Consider the following 17,517-nt stretch of genomic DNA (forward strand, 5'->3'; position numbering starts at 1 on the left):
ACTCGCGAGTAGCCGGGGAGGAAGGGAAAACCGTGACCGAGGGGGCCGGCATCCCGTGCGGGGATCTGCCGGACGGCCTGAGCGCGGCGGAGGCCGGCATGTGGCAGGCCTTCCGCAACGGCAGCGTGTACGACCTGAGCAGCGGGGACACGGTCGTCGACGATCCGCACGGCGGACACCCCTGGGGCGACGAGCGGACCGTACGCGCCCGGATCGTGTGCTGGCTGCTGCTGGACGGGCCGCCCGCCCTCGCGGGCCGGGTGTCCTCGCTGAAGCTGGTCGGCGTGCGGATCAGCGGCACGATGGACCTCGCGGGCGGCACCGTGGTGCCGTACGTCGAGATGCGCGGCTGCCGCTTCGACAAAGAGGTCCGGCTGCCGGAGGCCCGCTTCACGACCGTACGGATGGTGGACTGCGCGGTGCCGCGTCTGGAGGCCGCCCGGGTGCACACCGAGGGCGACCTGCATCTGCCGCGCTGCCGCTTCCACAACGGGGTACGGCTCACCGACGCCCAGATCGGCACCGACCTGCTGCTCAACCAGGCGATCGTCTACCGCGACCGCAGCGGTCGCTCGATCGCCGCGGACGGCATCACCGTGGGGCAGGACCTGCAGGCCGAGATGCTGGAGTCGCACGGCGAGCTGAGTCTGCGCGCCGCCACCATCGGCGTGTCGCTGAGCATGCGGGGCGCGAGGCTCGTCAACCCGTACACACGGCTCGCGCTCAACGCCCCCCAGCTGACCGTCGGGCGCACGCTGTATCTGACGCCGGCCGGTGTCGGCAGTCCGATGCTGAGCGGCCGCACCCCGGCGCGCGGGACGCGCATCCAGCGCTTCGAGTGCCAGGGCGGGGTGCGACTGGACGACGGGCGGTTCGGCGACGCGGTCGACCTGGAGCGGGCCCGGTTCGCCTTCACCGACGAGCAGGAGCTGTCGCTGCGCCGCATCCAGACGCCCGAGCTGCGTTTCCTCGGGGAGCGGCCGGAGCGCGGCGGGGTGGTGCTGTCGGGGGCACGGGTCGTCAACCTGATGGACCGGGCGGACGCCTGGCCGGGCCCCGGCCGGCTGCACATGGGCGGCTTCACCTACGAGAACCTGGTGCCGCGCGGCCCGTTCCCGCTGGAGCAGCGGCTGGAGTGGGTGTCCGCCGCGACCGCCGAGTACACCCCGGAGCCGTACGAGCTGCTGGCCACCGTGCTGCGGGCCGGCGGCGAGGACGAGGACGCGCGCGAGGTCCTGCTCGCCAAGCAGCGCCGCCGCCGCGAGACCCTGCCGCTCGCGGCGAAGCTGTGGGGCTACGCACAGGACTGGACGGTCGCCTACGGCTATCGGCCGGGCCGCGCGGCGGTGTGGATGGCGGTGCTGTGGGCGGCGGGATCGCTGGCGTTCGCGCGCGCCCAGCCTCCGCCGCTCAAGGGCGGCGAGCATCCGGCCTGGAGCCCGGCCCTGTTCACCCTGGATCTGCTGCTCCCGGTGATCGACCTGGGCCAGGTCGGGTTCTGGCAGCTGAGCGGCGGCCGGCAGTGGCTGGCCGCGGCGATGATCCTGCTCGGCTGGATACTGGCGACCACCGTGGCGGCGGGGGCGACGCGGCTGCTGCGACGGAGCTGACACCGCCGGGTCGTGAAGAACCGGTGACGCAGCCGGGCTGAACTCATGAATGTCCGACAGTGGTTGAACACTTTACCTTTACTGCTTCTTGACCCATCCGGATACAACTTTTCATGGGTTGCCCGTTCCCTCTGGCGCGGGCCCGACCACCCGTCCTTCAATGGTCGGCACCATGGCTCTGCTGCTCCCGTTCGGCCGCACCCCCCGGACGCCAAGGACCGTAGATCACCCGGCCGACGGGCTTCCCGCCGACTCCGAGGTGCTCCTCGACGCGCCCGACGACCACCTGGGGCCCGCGCTGGTCGCGGCCGGACGGGGCGCGTACGACGCCGCCGCCGAACTTCTCGCCGCCACCCGGCTCCGTTCGCAGTGGGAGTGCCGGGACGGATATGTACTGCGCCTCGCCGCCTTCGCGCACTCGCGGCCGGAGTGGCTGCAGAGCTGGAGCGCGGCCGCCCCGCACGACCCGGACGCGCTGCTGGTCAAGGCCCAGCTCGCGGTGGACCGCGCCTGGCAGTCGCCGGCCCGGGCCGAACTGCTGCGCGGCCTGAGCCCTCTGATCACGGCCGCCGCCCGCGCCGACGACCGCGACCCGGTGCCCTGGCGGATCGCGCTGGACCACGCCCGCGGCTCGCGCGCCGGGCACACCTACTTCGGGGAGGTGTGGGAGGCGGCGCTGCGCCGGGCCCCGCTGCACTACGGCTGCCATGTGGCGGCCCTGCGCTATCTGGCCTCGTCCTGGCACGGCTCCCACCGGGAGTGCTTCGACTTCGCCGACCGGGCCGCACAGGACGCCCCCGCCGACTCCCTCGTGCAGGCGCTGCCCACCCGGGCCGCCTTCGCCTACCTCACCGACGGCTGCGGTCCGGGCGTGCCGCCGGAGCGCCTGGACGAGGCGGCCGACCGTGCGATCGCGCTGTCCGCCCGCTTCCCGGCGGCCGACCTGTGGCCGGCCGGGGTCCGCAACAAGCTGACGTACGTCCTGGTGCGGCTGGGCCGCTGGGAGGACGCCCTGGAGCAGCTGCGCCTCATCGGCCCGTACGCCACGTCCTTCCCGTGGAACCGCTTCTCGCAGGACCCGCTCGACGGGTTCCTTCAGGTGCGCGAGGAGGTGCGGCTCCGCGCGACGCGAGCGGGCGGAGCAGGTGCCGACCATCCACGACATGGGCTCGCCGAACGCGTTCACCTCGGTGACCACTAGGCTTTGGCGCCGTGACCGTCCGCCTTCCGCTCTTTCCCCTGAGCTCGGTGCTGTTCCCGGGACTCGTGCTGCCGCTGAACGTCTTCGAGGAGCGGTATCGCGCCATGATGCGCGAACTGCTGAAGACACCCGAGGAGGAACCGCGCCGTTTCGCCGTGCTCGCGATCCGCGACGGCCACGAAGTGGCCCCGAGCGCCCCCGGCATGCCGGACCCCACTGCCGTGCCCGAACGCGGCCCCGCCGCCGGCTTCGGCCAGGACCCGGTCAAGGCGTTCCACCAGGTGGGGTGTGTGGCGGACGCGGCCACGATCCGGGAGCGGGCCGACGGCACCTTCGAGGTGCTGGCCACGGGGACGACCCGCGTGCGTCTGCTCTCGGTGGACGCGTCGGGCCCGTTCCTCACCGCGGAGTTCGAGGAGCTGCCGGAGGAGCCAGGCGACGAGGCGGGGGCTCTGGCGGAGGGGGTGCTGCGCGCGTTCCGCCAGTACCAGAAGCGCCTGGCGGGTGCCCGCGAGCGCTCCCTGTCCACCACGGCCGACCTCCCGGACCAGCCCGCGGTCGTCTCCTACCTGGTGGCGGCCGCGATGATGCTGGACACGCCGACCAAGCAGCGCCTGCTCCAGGCACCGGACACCGCGTCCCGGCTGCGCGACGAACTGAAACTCCTTCGCGCCGAGACCTCGATCATCCGTACGCTGCCGTCGCTGCCGGCGTCCGACCTCACGCGCGGGCCCACGAGCCTCAACTGAGCGGCCGGCGCACGCGGGACACGGGGGCGGAGTCGGGGAAGTCGAAGTCAGAGGGTCGGCGGAGTTGGCGGGCATGGCGAAGAAGTCGAAGAAGCAACAGCAGCAGTCGGGCGGCACGCCCGCGACGGTCGCCCTCACGGCGGCGGGCGTCGCGTACACGACCCACTCCTACGACCACGACCCCGCCCACCCGTCCTACGGCGAGGAGGCGGCCGAGGCGATGGGGGTGTCACCGGACCGGGTGTTCAAGACCCTGGTGGCGGACGTGGACGGGAAGCTGACCGTGGCGGTGGTACCGGTCGCCGGCCAACTGGACCTCAAGGCCCTCGCTGCGGCGGTCGGCGGCAAGCGGGCGACCATGGCCGACCCGGCGCTGGCCGAACGCACCACGGGCTACGTCCGGGGCGGCATCTCCCCCCTGGGCCAACGCAAGAAGCTCCCGACGGTCCTGGACGCGTCGGCCCTGGCCCACCCCACGATCTGTGTCTCGGCGGGCCGTCGCGGCCTGGAGGTGGAGCTCTCCCCCACCGACCTCAGCGCGCTCACCGACGCGACCCTGGCCCCCATCGGGCGTGCGTGACCCCTCGACGAACCCCGTGCCCTCGGTTAAGTACCAGGGACATGTCGAAGAAGACGCGGAAACGCAAGTGGCGCATCAAGAAGGGCCGCTCGAACCACGGACGCCGCCCGGCATAGATCACCGGCCGCCTCCAGGGGGCACCGCCCCCTGGCAGGGCCCGGCCGACGGTGCCGGCGCGTGACGCGGCGCGATCCCTACGCCGGCGGCGGCCCGTACGGCCCCTGCTGCGGCTGCCCCTGCGGATGCTGCTGATACGGATCCACCTCGCGGGGCCCGAACAACCCGGTCAGCCCCAGGTGCACCATCAGGGCGGCCAGCGGCCACGCCAGCCATGCCCCCTTGGCCCCCAGCTTCAGCGGGGCGGAGAACGTGACTCCCCTGCCCACGTCCTTGGCGTGGGCGATCACATCCCCGGTGGGCCCGAGCCACACCCCGACCCGCCAGGCCAGCAACGACCCGAGAAAGCCCCCGACGGCCAGCGCGACCACCAACGGCACGCCCCCGCGCCGCCGCCAGAGGAACACCGCGACCGCGCTGACCAGCCCGAACGCGAGCGCGAGCAAGGTGAACGTTCCGTCCACCCCGATCGCCTGCTCCCCCTCGGTCTCCTTGAAGTAGACGACCCAGCTCTTGCCGACGACGTCCCCGACCAGCGGCACGCTCGGCGCCAGCCACCACCACAGCACCCCGAGCAGCGCCCCGCCCAGGGCGACCAGCACCCCGACCACGGCGGCTTCGCGTACTTCGGTCTTCATACCGGGACCGTCCTGTCCGTACGAGCCGGATATGCCGTACGCGTCGGGGGAGCCGTGCGGGCCGGGCCCGCCGTACGGGTCCGGTGCGGAAGCCGTGTGCCCGGCGCCGGGCGGCCGCCAGGCCTGGTTCGAGGACTGGTCACGCGGCGGCGGAGGAGGAGTCAGCGGAGCGGTCACCCTGCCATCGTGCCAAACCGCCTTGTGCGGCGCGTCACCGGACGGCCGCCCGGCGGTACGCCCAGGTGGCGACGGCCAGCGAGACCACGCCGACCACCCCGCACACCGCCAGGTCACCGAGGACGAAAGCCCAGTCGGGCCGCTCCCCGAAGGTCCGCGCGAAGGCCTCCACGCCGTACGTCGACGGCAGCAGATCCCGCGCGAAGCGCACCACGCCCGGCATCCGGTCGGCCGGCAGCACGCCCAGCAGCAGCGCGGCCGACATCCCCAACTGCCCGAGCAGGGTGGCCAGTTCCGGCCGGGGCGCGAGCAGCCCGAGCGCCGCCCCCAGCCCCGCGAGCGCCGCTCCGGCGAGCGGGATCACCGCGACGAGAACCCACAGATGCGCCATCGGCAACCCGAACAGCACGCACCCGAAGACGGCCGTCACCACGGTCCCCGGCACGGTGAAGGAGGCGTACGCCCCCGCCGCCCCGAGCACCACCGCGGCGGGCGGCACCGGCAGCGTGGCGTAGTGGTCGAGCCCGCCACTGGCCCGCAGCTGCCCGAAGTACTGCGCGAGCAGGTTCAGCGCGACGAAGGCGACCACGAGGACCGCGGACCCGGCGACCACGGCCTGCGCCTCGGCACCGCCGTCCACGACCCCGCGCATCAGGATCATGATCCCGATCGACTGGAAGGTCGCCACGAACAGCAGCGGGATACGCGCCACCCGGGCCCGGGACAGCTGCGCCCGGTACACGGCGCACAGCGACGGCCACAGCCGCGCGCGCGGGCCGAGCTCGGCCGCGACCGGGCGGGTCGACTCGTCCACGGCCAGGGCGCTGCCCGGCAGAACCTCGGCGGGTACGACACTCACGTGGCGCTGCTCCCTTTCACACGGGGGATCACTGGGGAGACGGCCCTGATCCGTCGGGTGGCCCTGTTCCGCACGGACACGGATACGGATACGGATGTCTGCGTGCTCAAGCCTTCACCAGCCCCTGCTGCGCGGCCCCGCCCAGCGCCAGGTACACGTCCTCCAGGCTGGGCGTGGCGAGCGTGAAGTCGTCCAGTGCGGCGAAGGCGGCCCCGCCGGTGACGGTGGCGACGACCGCGCGGGCCTCCTCGGGGGCCAGCCGCAGCGTCCAGCGCCGCCCGGACTCCACGACCCGGTCCCGCAGCGCGGCCACCTCGGGCACGTCCAGGGGTGCCCGGTCCCGCCACAGCAGGTCGACCCGCACCTCGCCGGCGACCCTTTCCTTGAGCCCGGACGGCGTGTCGCAGGCGATGACGCGGCCCCGGTCGAGCACCGCGACCCGGTCGAGCACGGTCTCGGCCTCGATGACGTTGTGGGTGACGAGCAGCACGGTCGTGCCGTGCTCGGCGCGCCGCCGGTCCACGGCCGACCACACGGCACGCCGTGCGACCGGGTCCATCGCGGTCGTCGGCTCGTCGAGCACCAGCAGCGGACGCTCACCGACCAGGGCGGCGGCGAAGCAGGCCAGCCGCCGCTGCCCGCCGGACAGCTTCCTCAGGGGCCGCCCGGCGAGCGGTGTGAGCCCCAGTTCGTCGAGTACGGCGTCCCGCTCGTCCCGCGCCTGCCGTACGTCCAGGCCTCGCAGCCGCCCGGTGGTCTCGGCGGCGAGCGAGACGGTCAGCTCGTCGAGCGCGGTCGACTCCTGCCCGAGGTAGGCCAGGATGCGTGCGGCCCGCTCCGGGTGCCGGACGATGTCGTGCCCGAGGATCTCGACGCTCCCGGTGTCGGGCCGCATCAGCCCGGTGAGCTGCCGGACGAGGGTGGTCTTGCCTGCGCCGTTCGGGCCGAGCAGCCCGAAGATCTCGCCGCGCCGGATGTCCAGCCGTACGTCGTCGGTGGCCCGGACCTCGGGCGTTCCCGGCGCCCCGCGCCGCCCCCGTACGGCCGGATAGGTCTTCGTCAGCCCGCGCACGGCGCACACGACATCACCACTGTGCCGATGTGCCTGTGTCACGCGCGTACTCACAAGGAACGAGACTACGGGGTCCGGAACCCGCGGCCGTCCTCGGGTCCGACCAGTCGGCACAATTCGACCGCTCGCCTGGCGCTCAGTCCCCGGCGGACGCGTGCTCCGCCGCCGTCCGCACATCGATCTCCCGCCAGAACCCGGCCCGGATCGCGTACCGGTCGTGCTCGTCGATCTGGTCGTCCTTGTGCGCGAGCAACCCGAACCGAGCCGCGTACCTGAGCAGCTCTCCGTCGATGCGATGGGGGATGCGGGGATACATCCCGGACAGCCGCTGCAGATGGCTCTGGTCGCTCAGCCGCTCCATCCAGCGCCGCGCGAAGACCTGGCCCACCTCGTACGGATCGCCGCCGACCGTCGTGATGTCCTCCTCCCGGTCGGCCCACCGCTGCTCCGCCGTGGTCAGCTGCGCGAGCGTCGGCATGGAGGCCGCCTCGGGCGACTCGCCCGCGACCCCGGGCCGGTCGACCCATCCCTTGTCGGAGGACCAGCGCAGCGTCGCGCTCGCCGGGGGCTGGGCGTGCTGGACACCGGGCGCGCGCAGGGCTGCGAGGTCCTTCGGGGTGGGCACGCCCTTGGGCGAGGGCACCCGCTCCTGCGTGCTGCCGTTGCCGGAGGCGGCGACCGCCGGGGCGTGCTCGCCCTCCTCGGCGGTCCGCTCGGGCGCCGAGGCGAGCGCGGAGTCGGGCAGCGGCGCGGACAGGATCGCGGCGATCTCGGGCCGGGGCGCGGGCGGCGGCGCGCACACCCCGGTGAGCTCCTTGGCGCGTACGGCCTTGGTGATCCACGTGCGGTCCAGCACGCGCCGCTCGTCGGCTTCGGCGACCAGGTCCTCGGACTGGTTGTAGTCACCGTCGGCGGCCTGCACGGCCCACAGGTGTACGGCGACACCGTGCTCCTTGGCCGCCATCATCCCCGGCAGCAGATCCCCGTCGCCGGTCACCAGCACCACGTCCGAGCAGGCGCGGTTGCGGGCCAGCTCGGTGAGCTCGGCGTGCATCGCGGCGTCCACGCCCTTCTGCGCCCAGCGGCCGTCGCTGCGGGTCAGGGCGCCGAGCCGGACGGTGACCCGGGGCATCACGCGGAGCCTGCGGTGCTCGGGCTGGGGGACGCGGTCGGGGGCGCCGTCGAACCAGTAGATGCGCAGCAGGGGCTGCTGGGTGTCGGACTCGGCGCGTTCACGCAGGCCCTGGATGAGGGCGGTGTGGTCGACAGTGATCCGCGACCGGGAGGGCTCCCCGGCGAGGAGGCTGGCGGCGGCCCCCAGCAGATACCCGGCGTCCACCAGGACGATGCAGCGGTCCACGCGACTCACCCTCTTCCTGGGAGGTTTGCTTCGGGCTTCCTTCGAGTCTGCCCGACCGCGCGGGGGTTAACGGGCCGAACTCGATCTTCGGCGTGGCGTTTCGGGGCATCGCCGCCACGGCGCGCCATGCCTCGCGCCCCGACAACCGGCGTTACACACGGTAATTATCCGAAATGCACTCTTTGTCAGCCTATGTGAATCTGGTCCCGGCCCTGGCCCCTAGATCCCCCACAGGAGGCATCACCATGGCCAAGAACAAGAAGCAGGACCGGAAGCAGCCGCAGTCCGAACGTGGCGGGCAGCAGGCCGCCCAGCAGACCATGCTGGAGCCGCAGCCCGAGCAGCACGCCACGCCGGTGACTCCCGGCGACATGGCCCGCAAGGGCCGGCAGAAGCGCTTCGGTCACAACTGACATCTGCATAACGGGTTGTTGAGACCCAGGCACACGAAGAGGGGCGCACCCGTGCGGGTGCGCCCCTTGCGCGTGGGTGCCGCGCCGTCGCTCAGCCGGCCAGGCAGGACGGCCCGAGCAGCACCTTCAGGTCACCGAACAACGCCGGGTCGGGCTTCACCCGGTGCCGGTCCAGCCGCAGGACCGTGGTCTTGGTCGGACCCTGGAGCCTGATGCGGACCTCGCTCTCGCCCTTGTGGTGGCTGAGGATCTCGCCGAGGCGGCTGACCATCGGCGGGGTGACCCGGGTGGCCGGGATGGTGAGGACGACGGGCGCGTTGGTGCCGGCGTTGGACAGGTCGGGGACCTGGAGCTCCATCGCGACCAGCCGCGGCACGTCCTCACGCTTGTCCAGGCGTCCCTTGACGAACACCACGGCGTCCTCGACGAGTTGGGTCGACACGAGCTGGTACGTCGCCGGGAAGAACATGCACTCGATGGATCCGGCGAGGTCCTCGACGGTGGCGATCGCCCAGGCGTTGCCCTGTTTGGTCATCTTGCGCTGGAGGCCGGAGATGATGCCGCCGATGGTCACCACGGCACCGTCCGCGTGCTCGCCGCCGGTCAGCTGGGCGATGCCCGCGTCGGCCTTGTCGGACAGGACGTGCTCCAGACCGAAGAGCGGGTGGTCGGAGACGTACAGACCGAGCATCTCCCGCTCCTGGGCGAGCAGATAGGTCTTGTCCCACTCCTCGTCGGTGAATTGCACGTCGAGCCCGAAGCCGGGCTCGTTGCTCTCCTCCTCGCCCATGCCGCCGAAGAGGTCGAACTGGCCTTCGGCCTCCTTGCGCTTGACCGCGACCACGTTGTCGATCATCGGCTCGTACTGGGCGGTGAGGCCCTTGCGGGTGTGGCCCAGCGTGTCGAACGCGCCCGCCTTGATCAGCGACTCGGTGGTGCGCTTGTTGCAGGCGGCGGCGTCGATCTTGTCGAGGTAGTCGGGGAAGGAGGCGTACTTCCCCTTGGCCTTGCGGGCCTTGATGATCGACTCGACGACGTTCGTACCGACGTTACGGACGGCTTCGAGGCCGAAGAGGATCACGTCGTCGCCCTGGGCGGCGAAGTTGTGCACCGACTCGTTGACGTTCGGCGGGAGCACCCGGATGCCCATGCGGCGGCACTCGTTGAGGTAGATCGCCGACTTGTCCTTGTCGTCCTTGACGGACGTCAGCAGCGCGGCCATGTACTCGGCGGGGTGGTTCGCCTTCAGGTAGGCGGTCCAGTAGGAGACCAGGCCGTACGCGGCCGAGTGCGCCTTGTTGAAGGCGTAGCCGGCGAAGGGGACCAGCACGTCCCACAGGGCCTGGATGGCCTCGTCGCTGTAGCCGTTCTTGCGGGCGCCGCCCTGGAAGATGACGAAGTTCTTCTCCAGCTCCTCGGGCTTCTTCTTGCCCATCACACGCCGGAGGATGTCGGCCTCGCCGAGCGAGTAGCCGGCGATGATCTGGGCGGCCTTCTGCACCTGCTCCTGGTAGACGATCAGGCCGTAGGTGACGTCCAGGACCTCCTTGAGGGGCTCTTCGAGCTCCTTGTGGATCGGCGTGATCTCCTGCTGGCCGTTCTTTCGAAGGGCGTAGTTGGTGTGGGAGTTCATGCCCATCGGGCCCGGGCGGTACAGGGCCGACACGGCGGAGATGTCTTCGAAGTTGTCCGGCTTCATCAGCCGCAGCAGCGAGCGCATGGGGCCGCCGTCGAACTGGAAGACGCCGAGGGTGTCGCCGCGCTGGAGCAGTTCGAAGGTCGTGGGGTCGTCCAGCGGGAGGCTGAGGAGATCGATGTCGATCCCCTTGTTGGACTTCACCATCTTGACGGCGTCGTCCATGATCGTCAGGTTGCGCAGGCCGAGGAAGTCCATCTTCAGCAGGCCGAGCGACTCGCAGCTCGGGTAGTCCCACTGTGTGATGGTCACGCCGTCGGTGTGCCTGACCCAGACGGGGACGTGCTCGGTGATGGTCTCGCTGGACATGATCACGCCGGCGGCGTGCACGCCCATCTGCCGGACCAGGCCCTCCACGCCGCGCGCGGTGTCGATGACCTTCTTCACATCCGGTTCGTTCTCGTACATCCCGCGGACCTCGCCGGCCTCGCTGTAGCGCGGGTGGCTGGGGTCGGTGATGCCGGAGAGCGGAATGCCCTTGCCGAGGACGTCGGCCGGCATGGCCTTGGTGATGCGGTCGCCCATCGCGTACGGGTAGCCCAGCACGCGCGCGGAGTCCTTGATCGCGTTCTTGGCCTTGATGGTGCCGTACGTACCGATCATGGCGACCTTGTCGGCGCCGTACTTCTCGGTCACGTACCGGATCACCTCGACGCGCCGGCGCTCGTCGAAGTCGATGTCGACATCGGGCATCGAGATGCGCTCGGGGTTGAGGAACCGCTCGAAGATCAGGCCGTGCGGGATGGGGTCGAGGTCGGTGATGCCCATGGCGTAGGCGACGATCGAGCCGGCCGCGGAGCCTCGGCCGGGGCCGACCGCGATGCCCTGCTTCTTGGCCCACATGATGAAGTCGGCGACGACGAGGAAGTAGCCGGGGAAGCCCATCGAGATGATGGTGTCCATCTCGTACTCGGCCTGCTTCTGGCGGTCCTCGGGGATGCCGCCCGGGAAGCGGCGCTCCATGCCGCGGCGGACCTCCTCCTTGAACCAGGTGACCTCGGTGTAGCCCTCCGGGATGTCGAACTTGGGCATCAGGTCGCGCTTCTCGAACATGCCCGTGGTGTCGACCATCTCGGCGATCAGCAGCGTGTTGGCGCAGCCCTGCTGCCAGGCGTCCGAGGAGTCGATGGCGTACATCTCGTCCGTGGACTTCAGGTAGTAGCCGGTGCCGTCGAACTTGAAGCGGTCGGGGTCGGAGAGGTTCTTGCCGGTCTGGATGCACAGCAGCGCGTCGTGGGCGCTCGCCTCGTGCGCGTACGTGTAGTGCGAGTCGTTGGTGACCAGCGGCGGGATGCCGAGCTTCTTGCCGATCTTCAGCAGGCCCTCGCGGACCCGGTGCTCGATCTCGATGCCGTGGTCCATCAGCTCCAGGAAGTACTTGTCCTTGCCGAAGATGTCCTGGTAGTCGGCGGCGGCCTTCAGGGCCTCCTCCTCCTGCCCCAGGCGCAGCCGTGTCTGCACCTCGCCCGAGGGGCAGCCCGTGGAGGCGACGATGCCCTCGGACCACTGGGCGATCGTCTCCTTGTCCATGCGAGGCCACTTCTGGAGCCAGCCCTCGGCGTAGGCGTCCGAGGACAGCCGGAAGAGGTTGTGCAGACCCGTCCTGTTCACGGCCCACATCGTCTTGTGGGTGTAGCCACCGGAACCGGAGACGTCGTCCCGCTTCTGGTGCGGCTGGCCCCACTGGATCTTGCGCTTGTTGCGCCGGGACTCGGGGGCGACATACGCCTCGATCCCGATGATCGGGGTGATTCCGGCCTTCTGCGCGGAGTGGAAGAAGTCGTACGCGCCGTGGAGGTTGCCGTGGTCGGACATGGCGATGTGCGTCATGCCCATCTCGTTGCACGCGTTGAACATGTCCTTCAGCCGCGCGGCACCGTCCAGCAGCGAGTACTGGGTGTGGACGTGCAGGTGCGTGAACGGCGGCTTCGACACGGTTGCGGCCTCCAAGGCGAACAGTTCTCGACGTGATCCGGACCAGATACCGACGGAGTGCGGACAGTCTGGGGGACAGCGTCGAAGTCTATGCCTCGGCACTGACACTCGGCCCGCTTCCCCGCGTACCTTCATGCGAAGCAGGCGGGCACTCCCTCGCACGTCCGTACGTTGCCGAAGTGGGGAGGCTCCGCCCCCCATGTCATGCACCACCTGCACCAGGAGGCACCCAGCGATGTCGGTCCCCCAGCTCAACGACGAGCAGCGCGGCGACGAGATCCTCGCCGTCTTCGACACCGCCTTCGGCGAGCTCCTGGCCGCCGACCCGGCCGCGTTCCGCGTGAAGTTCCGGAAGATGGCGGCCTCGGCCTTCGCGTTCTACCGCGGTACGGCGTGCCTCTTCTACCACGACCTGGACGCCGAGAAGCGGGGCGGCCCGTACCTGGACGAGCGCACCTCGCGCGTGTGGATCCACGGCGACCTGCACGCGGAGAACTTCGGCACGTACATGGACGCCAACGGCCGGCTGATCTTCAACGTCAACGACTTCGACGAGGCCTACGTCGGCCCCTTCACCTGGGACCTCAAGCGCTTCGCCGCCTCGATCGCCCTCATCGGGTACGCCAAGGCGCTCGGTGACGAGCAGATCAGCGAGCTGGTGCGGATCTACGCCGCCGCCTACCGCGAGCGGGTGCACGCCCTGGCGACCGGCGCCAAGAGCGACGAGGTTCCGCCCTTCACGCTGGACACCGCCCAGGGCCCGCTCCTGGACGCGCTGCGCGACGCCCGCGCGCTGACCCGCTTCGGGCTGCTCGACTCCATGACCGAGATCCGCGACTTCGAGCGCCGCTTCGCTCCCGGCGGCGGCTCCATCGAGCTGGACGCGGCGACCCGCTACAAGGTGCTCGCGGCCTTCGACGGCTACCTGGAGACGCTGCCGGACGCCTCGCTGGCCCGCCCGGACTCCTACCGGGTGAAGGACGTGGTCGGGCGCCGCGGGATCGGCATCGGGTCGGCCGGGCTGCCGTCGTACAACATCCTTCTGGAGGGCCACACCGACGCCCTGGAGAACGACGTCGTGATCTACATCAAGCAGGCCCAGACCCCGGCCGTCTCGCGGCACATCACGGACCAGGCGCTGCGCGACTACTTCCAGCACGAGGGCCACCGCACGGTGATCTCCCAGCGCGCCCTCCAGGCGCACGCCGACCCGTGGCTGGGGTGGACCGAGCTGGACGGCGCGGGGCAGCTGGTCGCCGAGGTCTCGCCGTACGCCGTGGACCTGGACTGGGGTGACATCGACGACCCGGAGGAGATCGCGGCGGTCGTCGCCGACCTCGGCCGGGCGACGGCCACGATGCACGCGGCGGCGGACGACACCTCGGGCGAGTCGCTGGTGCCGTTCTCCACCGAGCGGGCCATCGACGCGGCGATCGCGGGTGACGAGGAGGGGTTCGCGGAGCTCCTGGTCGACTTCGCGCACGGCTACGGCGCACGCGCGCGTGCCGATCACCAGATCTTCGTGGACCTGTTCCGCAACGGCCGGATTCCGGGTCTGTGACGGAAAGGCCGCGTCCCGTCGGCATCCGGCCGCTCACAGGCACCCTTTAGGGGTCTCTTACAGGCCCACGTGACAGACTCTGCACACCATGGACATATCCGGGACTCCGCTTCGAGCCGTACGCGCGGCGCTGTTCACGTCACTCGTCGTGACGCTCAGCACCGCGTCGCACGTGCTGCTCTCGCGGGCGCCCCTGCCGTTGAACACGGTGGCCCTCCTCGCGGCCGCCGTGTTCGTCCTGGCCTACGCGCTGGCAGGCCGTGAGCGCGGTTTCGGGCGGATCGCCGCCCTGCTGATCCCGCTGGAGCTGGCCGCCGACACGATCCTCACCACCGGGCAGCACGTCTGCTACGGCAAGGCGGGCGGGCCGGTCGCCGGGCCGCTGGCCTCGGTCGGCTGGGACGTGCTGTGCGGCGACGGCACCCGGGTCGGCACCCCGCTGGCCCAGGTCACCGGCACCGACCCCGACAAGCTCGGCGGTCTCCTCGCCCACGCCGACCCGGCGACCGCCTGGTTCCTGCTCGGCGCCCACGTCGGCGTCGGCCTCGTCGCCGCCGCGTGGCTGCGACGCGGCGAGCGTGCGCTGGCCCAGCTGCTGCGGGCCGTGACCGCGACGACGTTCCGCCCGCTGCTGCTGGCGGTCGCGGCCGTCACCGTACGGCTGGTCCGGCCGGCGCGTCCCCTGCCGCGCCCCGCCCGCCGTACGACCATCGCCCGCAGCCTTCTCCTCGCGCACTCCCTGGGCCGGCGTGGACCGCCGTGCTCGCCCGCCGTCACCTTCGTGTGACCGGCGATCGAGCACTCAGACCACCCCTTACGTACTCCGCACACACAGGTGTGCGCGTCCCCATGGAGATCACCAACATGAGCAAGCGGAACAGCCAGGCGGCGAAGACGGCGGCCCGGGAGCGGCTGCGCGCCGAGCGCGAGCGCGAGGCGAAGCGCGCGAAGGTCAGGCGGCAGGTCATCGTCGCCCTGTCGGTCGTCGGCGTGCTGGCGGCTGCGGGCGGCGTCGGCTACGCCATCGTCCAGGCCAACAAGCCCAGCCACTGGGAGGCGCTGACGGACGCCAAGGTCGTCGCGCCGGCCAACACCTCGGGCACGAACGGCACGACCGTCGTCATCGGCAAGGACAGCGCCAAGAAGACCCTCAAGCTCTACGAGGACCCGCGCTGCCCGGTCTGCGCCTCCTTCGAGCAGGCTGCCGGCGCCACGGTCGACAAGGACGTCGAGGAGGGCAAGTACAAGCTCCAGTTCGTCGGCGGTACGTTCCTCGACGGCGACGAGATGAAGGACGGCGAGGTCGGCGCCAACGGCGAGGGCTCCAAGAACGCGATGAGTGCCCTGGGCGCCGCGCTGAACGTGAGCCCGGAGGCGTTCCTCGACTACAAGACGGCGCTGTACTCGGCGAAGTACCACCCGGTGGAGTCGGACGACAAGTTCAAGGACGACGACTACCTGATCGAGATCGCGAACAGCGTCCCCGCGCTGAAGAACAACGCCAAGTTCGAGAACGCGGTGAAGAAGGGCACGTACGACGCCTGGGCGCTGCAGATGTCGAAGGCCTTCGACACCAACAAGGACGGTGTGAAGGGCACCCCGAGCCTCGTCATGGACGGCAAGTTGCTGAAGACGTCCAACCCCAACCAGCCGTGGACGGCCGCTGAGTTCACCAAGGCGGTGGACGCGGCTCTCAAGGGCTGAGCCGCCCTCCGGCCGAAAGCTGTGCCGTCCTTCGGCAAAAGAGCGGGCGAACTTTCGCCGGTTCGCCCGCTCTTGTTCATACCGCTCAGTAACCTGATCGGCTGTGACCAGTCGATACAGATCACCTGAGCAGCTCGACTCCCTTGCCCCTCGCCGCCGTACGGTCGTCAAGGCCGCGGCGGCGACGGCTGTCCTGGCCGGCCCGCTCGCGGCCGCGCTGCCCGCCCGTGCCGCCGACGCGGCACCGGCCTTCCTGCACGGCGTCGCCTCCGGCGATCCGCTGCCCGACGGCATCCTGCTGTGGACCCGGGTGACGCCGGCGCCCGAGGCGACCCCCGGCTCCGGGCTCGGCCCGGACACCGAGGTCAGCTGGATCGTCGCCCGCGACAAGGCGTTGACGAACATCGTCGCCAAGGGCTCGACCACCGCGACCGCCACCTCCGACCACACCGTCAAGGCCGACATACGCGGCCTGGAGCCGGCCACCGACTACTGGTTCCGCTTCTCGGCCGGCGGCATCGACTCCCCGGTGGCGCGCACCCGCACCGCGCCGGCGGCGAGCGCCTCCCTCGCGGGCCTCCGCTTCGGCGTGGTCTCGTGCGCCAACTGGGAGGGCGGCTACTTCTCCGCGTACCGCCATCTCGCCGCCCGCGGCGACCTCGACGCCTGGCTGCATCTGGGCGACTACATCTACGAGTACGGCACCGGCGAGTACGGCACACGCGGCAAGGTCGTACGGCAGCACACGCCCACCCACGAGATCCTCACCCTCGCCGACTACCGCGCCCGGCACGGCACGTACAAGACGGACCCGGACCTGCAGGCCCTGCACACGACGGCCCCCGTCATCGCGATCTGGGACGACCACGAGATAGCCAACGACGCCTGGTCGGGGGGCGCCGAGAACCACACCGAGGGCGCCGAGGGCGCCTGGGCCGCGCGCCGGGCCGCCGCCAAGCAGGCCTACTTCGAGTGGATGCCGGTGCGCCCGGCGATCGCCGGCACCACCTACCGCCGGCTGCGCTTCGGCAAGCTCGCCGACCTCTCGCTGCTGGATCTGCGGTCCTTCCGCACGCAGCAGGTCAAGGTGGGCGACGGGGAGGTCGACGACCCCGAGCGCACGCTCACCGGCCGGGCCCAACTGGACTGGCTGAAGGCGGGGTTGAAGTCGTCCGACACCACCTGGCGGCTGGTCGGCAACTCCGTGATGATCTCGCCGTTCGCCATCGGGTCGCTCTCCGCTGACCTGCTCAAGCCGCTCGCCAAGCTGCTGGGCCTGCCGCAGGAGGGCCTCGCCCTCAACACCGACCAGTGGGACGGCTACACGGACGACCGCCGCGAGCTGCTGGCCCACCTGCGCTCGAACGCGATCCGCAACACCGTGTTCCTGACCGGCGACATCCACATGGCGTGGGCCAACGACGTGCCGGTGGACGCCGGTACGTACCCGCTGTCGGCCTCCGCCGCCACGGAGTTCGTCGTCACGTCGGTCACCTCCGACAACCTCGACGACATCGTGAAGGTCCCCGAGGGCACGGTCTCCGCGGTGGCAGCGCCGGTCATCAGGGCGGCCAACCGGCACGTCCACTGGGTCGACACCGACCGCCACGGCTACGGCGTCCTGGACATCACGGCCGAGCGCGCCCAGATGGACTACTACGTGCTCTCCGACCGTACGAAGGCGGACGCGACCTCGAAGTGGGTCCGTTCGTACCGCACCCGCAGTGGCACGCAGAAGGTCGAGCGGACCTACGACCCCGTGTAAGAGCTGCGCCCCGGCGTCGATTTTCGGCCAAAGCTGGCCCGATCGCCAACCGTGAACCGGAGATCACATCGCTACGGCGG

At 71.0% G+C, this 17,517-nt stretch carries 14 protein-coding genes; 9 read left to right on the forward strand and 5 right to left on the reverse strand.

Annotation, left to right across the window (positions count from 1 at the left end; translation table 11 throughout):
- Window positions 1-32: 32 nt before the first annotated feature.
- From ACFYNL_RS06585 to ybaK, 4 genes are all read left to right on the forward strand, one after another.
- Window positions 33-1,610, forward strand: a complete 1,578-nt coding sequence (locus ACFYNL_RS06585) for an oxidoreductase (protein ID WP_388797677.1) — start codon at window positions 33-35, stop codon at window positions 1,608-1,610.
- Window positions 1,611-1,770: 160 nt separating this feature from the next.
- Complete coding sequence (locus ACFYNL_RS06590) at window positions 1,771-2,811, forward strand: hypothetical protein (RefSeq protein WP_388797680.1); 1,041 nt, start codon at window positions 1,771-1,773, stop codon at window positions 2,809-2,811.
- An 11-nt stretch (window positions 2,812-2,822) separates the two neighbouring features.
- On the forward strand, window positions 2,823-3,560 hold the full coding sequence (locus ACFYNL_RS06595) for an LON peptidase substrate-binding domain-containing protein (RefSeq protein WP_388797683.1): 738 nt from the start codon (window positions 2,823-2,825) through the stop codon (window positions 3,558-3,560).
- A gap of 73 nt (window positions 3,561-3,633) precedes the next feature.
- Entirely contained in the window at window positions 3,634-4,140 is a 507-nt protein-coding gene (gene ybaK / locus ACFYNL_RS06600; protein ID WP_019755795.1) for a Cys-tRNA(Pro) deacylase, read from the forward strand.
- A 194-nt stretch (window positions 4,141-4,334) separates the two neighbouring features.
- On the opposite strand, the gene ACFYNL_RS06605 is transcribed toward ybaK, so the two are convergent.
- The 4 genes from ACFYNL_RS06605 to ACFYNL_RS06620 form a co-directional block, all read right to left on the reverse strand.
- A complete protein-coding gene (locus tag ACFYNL_RS06605; RefSeq protein ID WP_388797688.1) occupies window positions 4,335-5,072 on the reverse strand; it encodes an AAA family ATPase in 738 nt (245 codons plus the stop codon).
- Between the two features lie 34 nt (window positions 5,073-5,106).
- On the reverse strand, window positions 5,107-5,931 hold the full coding sequence (locus tag ACFYNL_RS06610) for an ABC transporter permease (protein WP_388797691.1): 825 nt from the start codon (window positions 5,929-5,931) through the stop codon (window positions 5,107-5,109).
- Between the two features lie 106 nt (window positions 5,932-6,037).
- Complete coding sequence (locus ACFYNL_RS06615; protein WP_388800469.1) at window positions 6,038-7,012, reverse strand: ABC transporter ATP-binding protein; 975 nt, start codon at window positions 7,010-7,012, stop codon at window positions 6,038-6,040.
- 127 nt (window positions 7,013-7,139) lie between these two features.
- Window positions 7,140-8,363, reverse strand: coding sequence for an NYN domain-containing protein (locus tag ACFYNL_RS06620; RefSeq protein ID WP_388797694.1), 1,224 nt, complete (start codon window positions 8,361-8,363; stop codon window positions 7,140-7,142).
- 245 nt (window positions 8,364-8,608) lie between these two features.
- On the opposite strand from ACFYNL_RS06620, the gene ACFYNL_RS06625 reads away from it, so the two are divergent.
- On the forward strand, window positions 8,609-8,776 hold the full coding sequence (locus ACFYNL_RS06625; protein ID WP_388797697.1) for a hypothetical protein: 168 nt from the start codon (window positions 8,609-8,611) through the stop codon (window positions 8,774-8,776).
- Window positions 8,777-8,867: 91 nt separating this feature from the next.
- Here ACFYNL_RS06625 and dnaE read toward each other — a convergent pair whose 3' ends face one another.
- Window positions 8,868-12,407 carry a DNA polymerase III subunit alpha gene (gene dnaE / locus ACFYNL_RS06630; RefSeq protein ID WP_388797700.1) on the reverse strand — a complete coding sequence of 1,180 codons (3,540 nt, stop codon included), beginning with the start codon at window positions 12,405-12,407 and terminating at the stop codon, window positions 8,868-8,870.
- 235 nt (window positions 12,408-12,642) lie between these two features.
- On the opposite strand from dnaE, the gene ACFYNL_RS06635 reads away from it, so the two are divergent.
- The 4 genes from ACFYNL_RS06635 (at window position 12,643) to ACFYNL_RS06650 (ending at window position 17,437) form a co-directional block, all read left to right on the forward strand.
- On the forward strand, window positions 12,643-13,968 hold the full coding sequence (locus tag ACFYNL_RS06635; RefSeq protein ID WP_388797703.1) for a DUF2252 domain-containing protein: 1,326 nt from the start codon (window positions 12,643-12,645) through the stop codon (window positions 13,966-13,968).
- 88 nt (window positions 13,969-14,056) lie between these two features.
- Window positions 14,057-14,755 carry a hypothetical protein gene (locus ACFYNL_RS06640; RefSeq protein WP_388797706.1) on the forward strand — a complete coding sequence of 233 codons (699 nt, stop codon included), beginning with the start codon at window positions 14,057-14,059 and terminating at the stop codon, window positions 14,753-14,755.
- A 77-nt stretch (window positions 14,756-14,832) separates the two neighbouring features.
- Window positions 14,833-15,672 (forward strand): thioredoxin domain-containing protein, encoded by an 840-nt coding sequence (locus ACFYNL_RS06645; RefSeq protein WP_388800472.1) that lies wholly within the window; start codon window positions 14,833-14,835, stop codon window positions 15,670-15,672.
- Between the two features lie 103 nt (window positions 15,673-15,775).
- Window positions 15,776-17,437, forward strand: a complete 1,662-nt coding sequence (locus tag ACFYNL_RS06650) for an alkaline phosphatase D family protein (protein WP_388797709.1) — start codon at window positions 15,776-15,778, stop codon at window positions 17,435-17,437.
- Window positions 17,438-17,517 lie beyond the last annotated feature (80 nt).

It is taken from the genome of Streptomyces sp. NPDC007808, from assembly GCF_042868655.1.
In the GTDB taxonomy this organism is placed as follows: Bacteria; Actinomycetota; Actinomycetes; order Streptomycetales; family Streptomycetaceae; genus Streptomyces.

What these genes read in the sequence shown, in the direction of transcription:
- ybaK (WP_019755795.1), top strand. Translation starts at nt 3,634, where the DNA reads ATGGCGAAGAAGTCGAAGAAGCAACAGCAGCAGTCGGGCGGCACGCCC.
- ACFYNL_RS06645 (WP_388800472.1), top strand. Translation starts at nt 14,833, where the DNA reads ATGAGCAAGCGGAACAGCCAGGCGGCGAAGACGGCGGCCCGGGAGCGG.
- ACFYNL_RS06635 (WP_388797703.1), top strand. Translation starts at nt 12,643, where the DNA reads ATGTCGGTCCCCCAGCTCAACGACGAGCAGCGCGGCGACGAGATCCTC.
- ACFYNL_RS06640 (WP_388797706.1), top strand. Translation starts at nt 14,057, where the DNA reads ATGGACATATCCGGGACTCCGCTTCGAGCCGTACGCGCGGCGCTGTTC.
- ACFYNL_RS06625 (WP_388797697.1), top strand. Translation starts at nt 8,609, where the DNA reads ATGGCCAAGAACAAGAAGCAGGACCGGAAGCAGCCGCAGTCCGAACGT.
- ACFYNL_RS06590 (WP_388797680.1), top strand. Translation starts at nt 1,771, where the DNA reads ATGGTCGGCACCATGGCTCTGCTGCTCCCGTTCGGCCGCACCCCCCGG.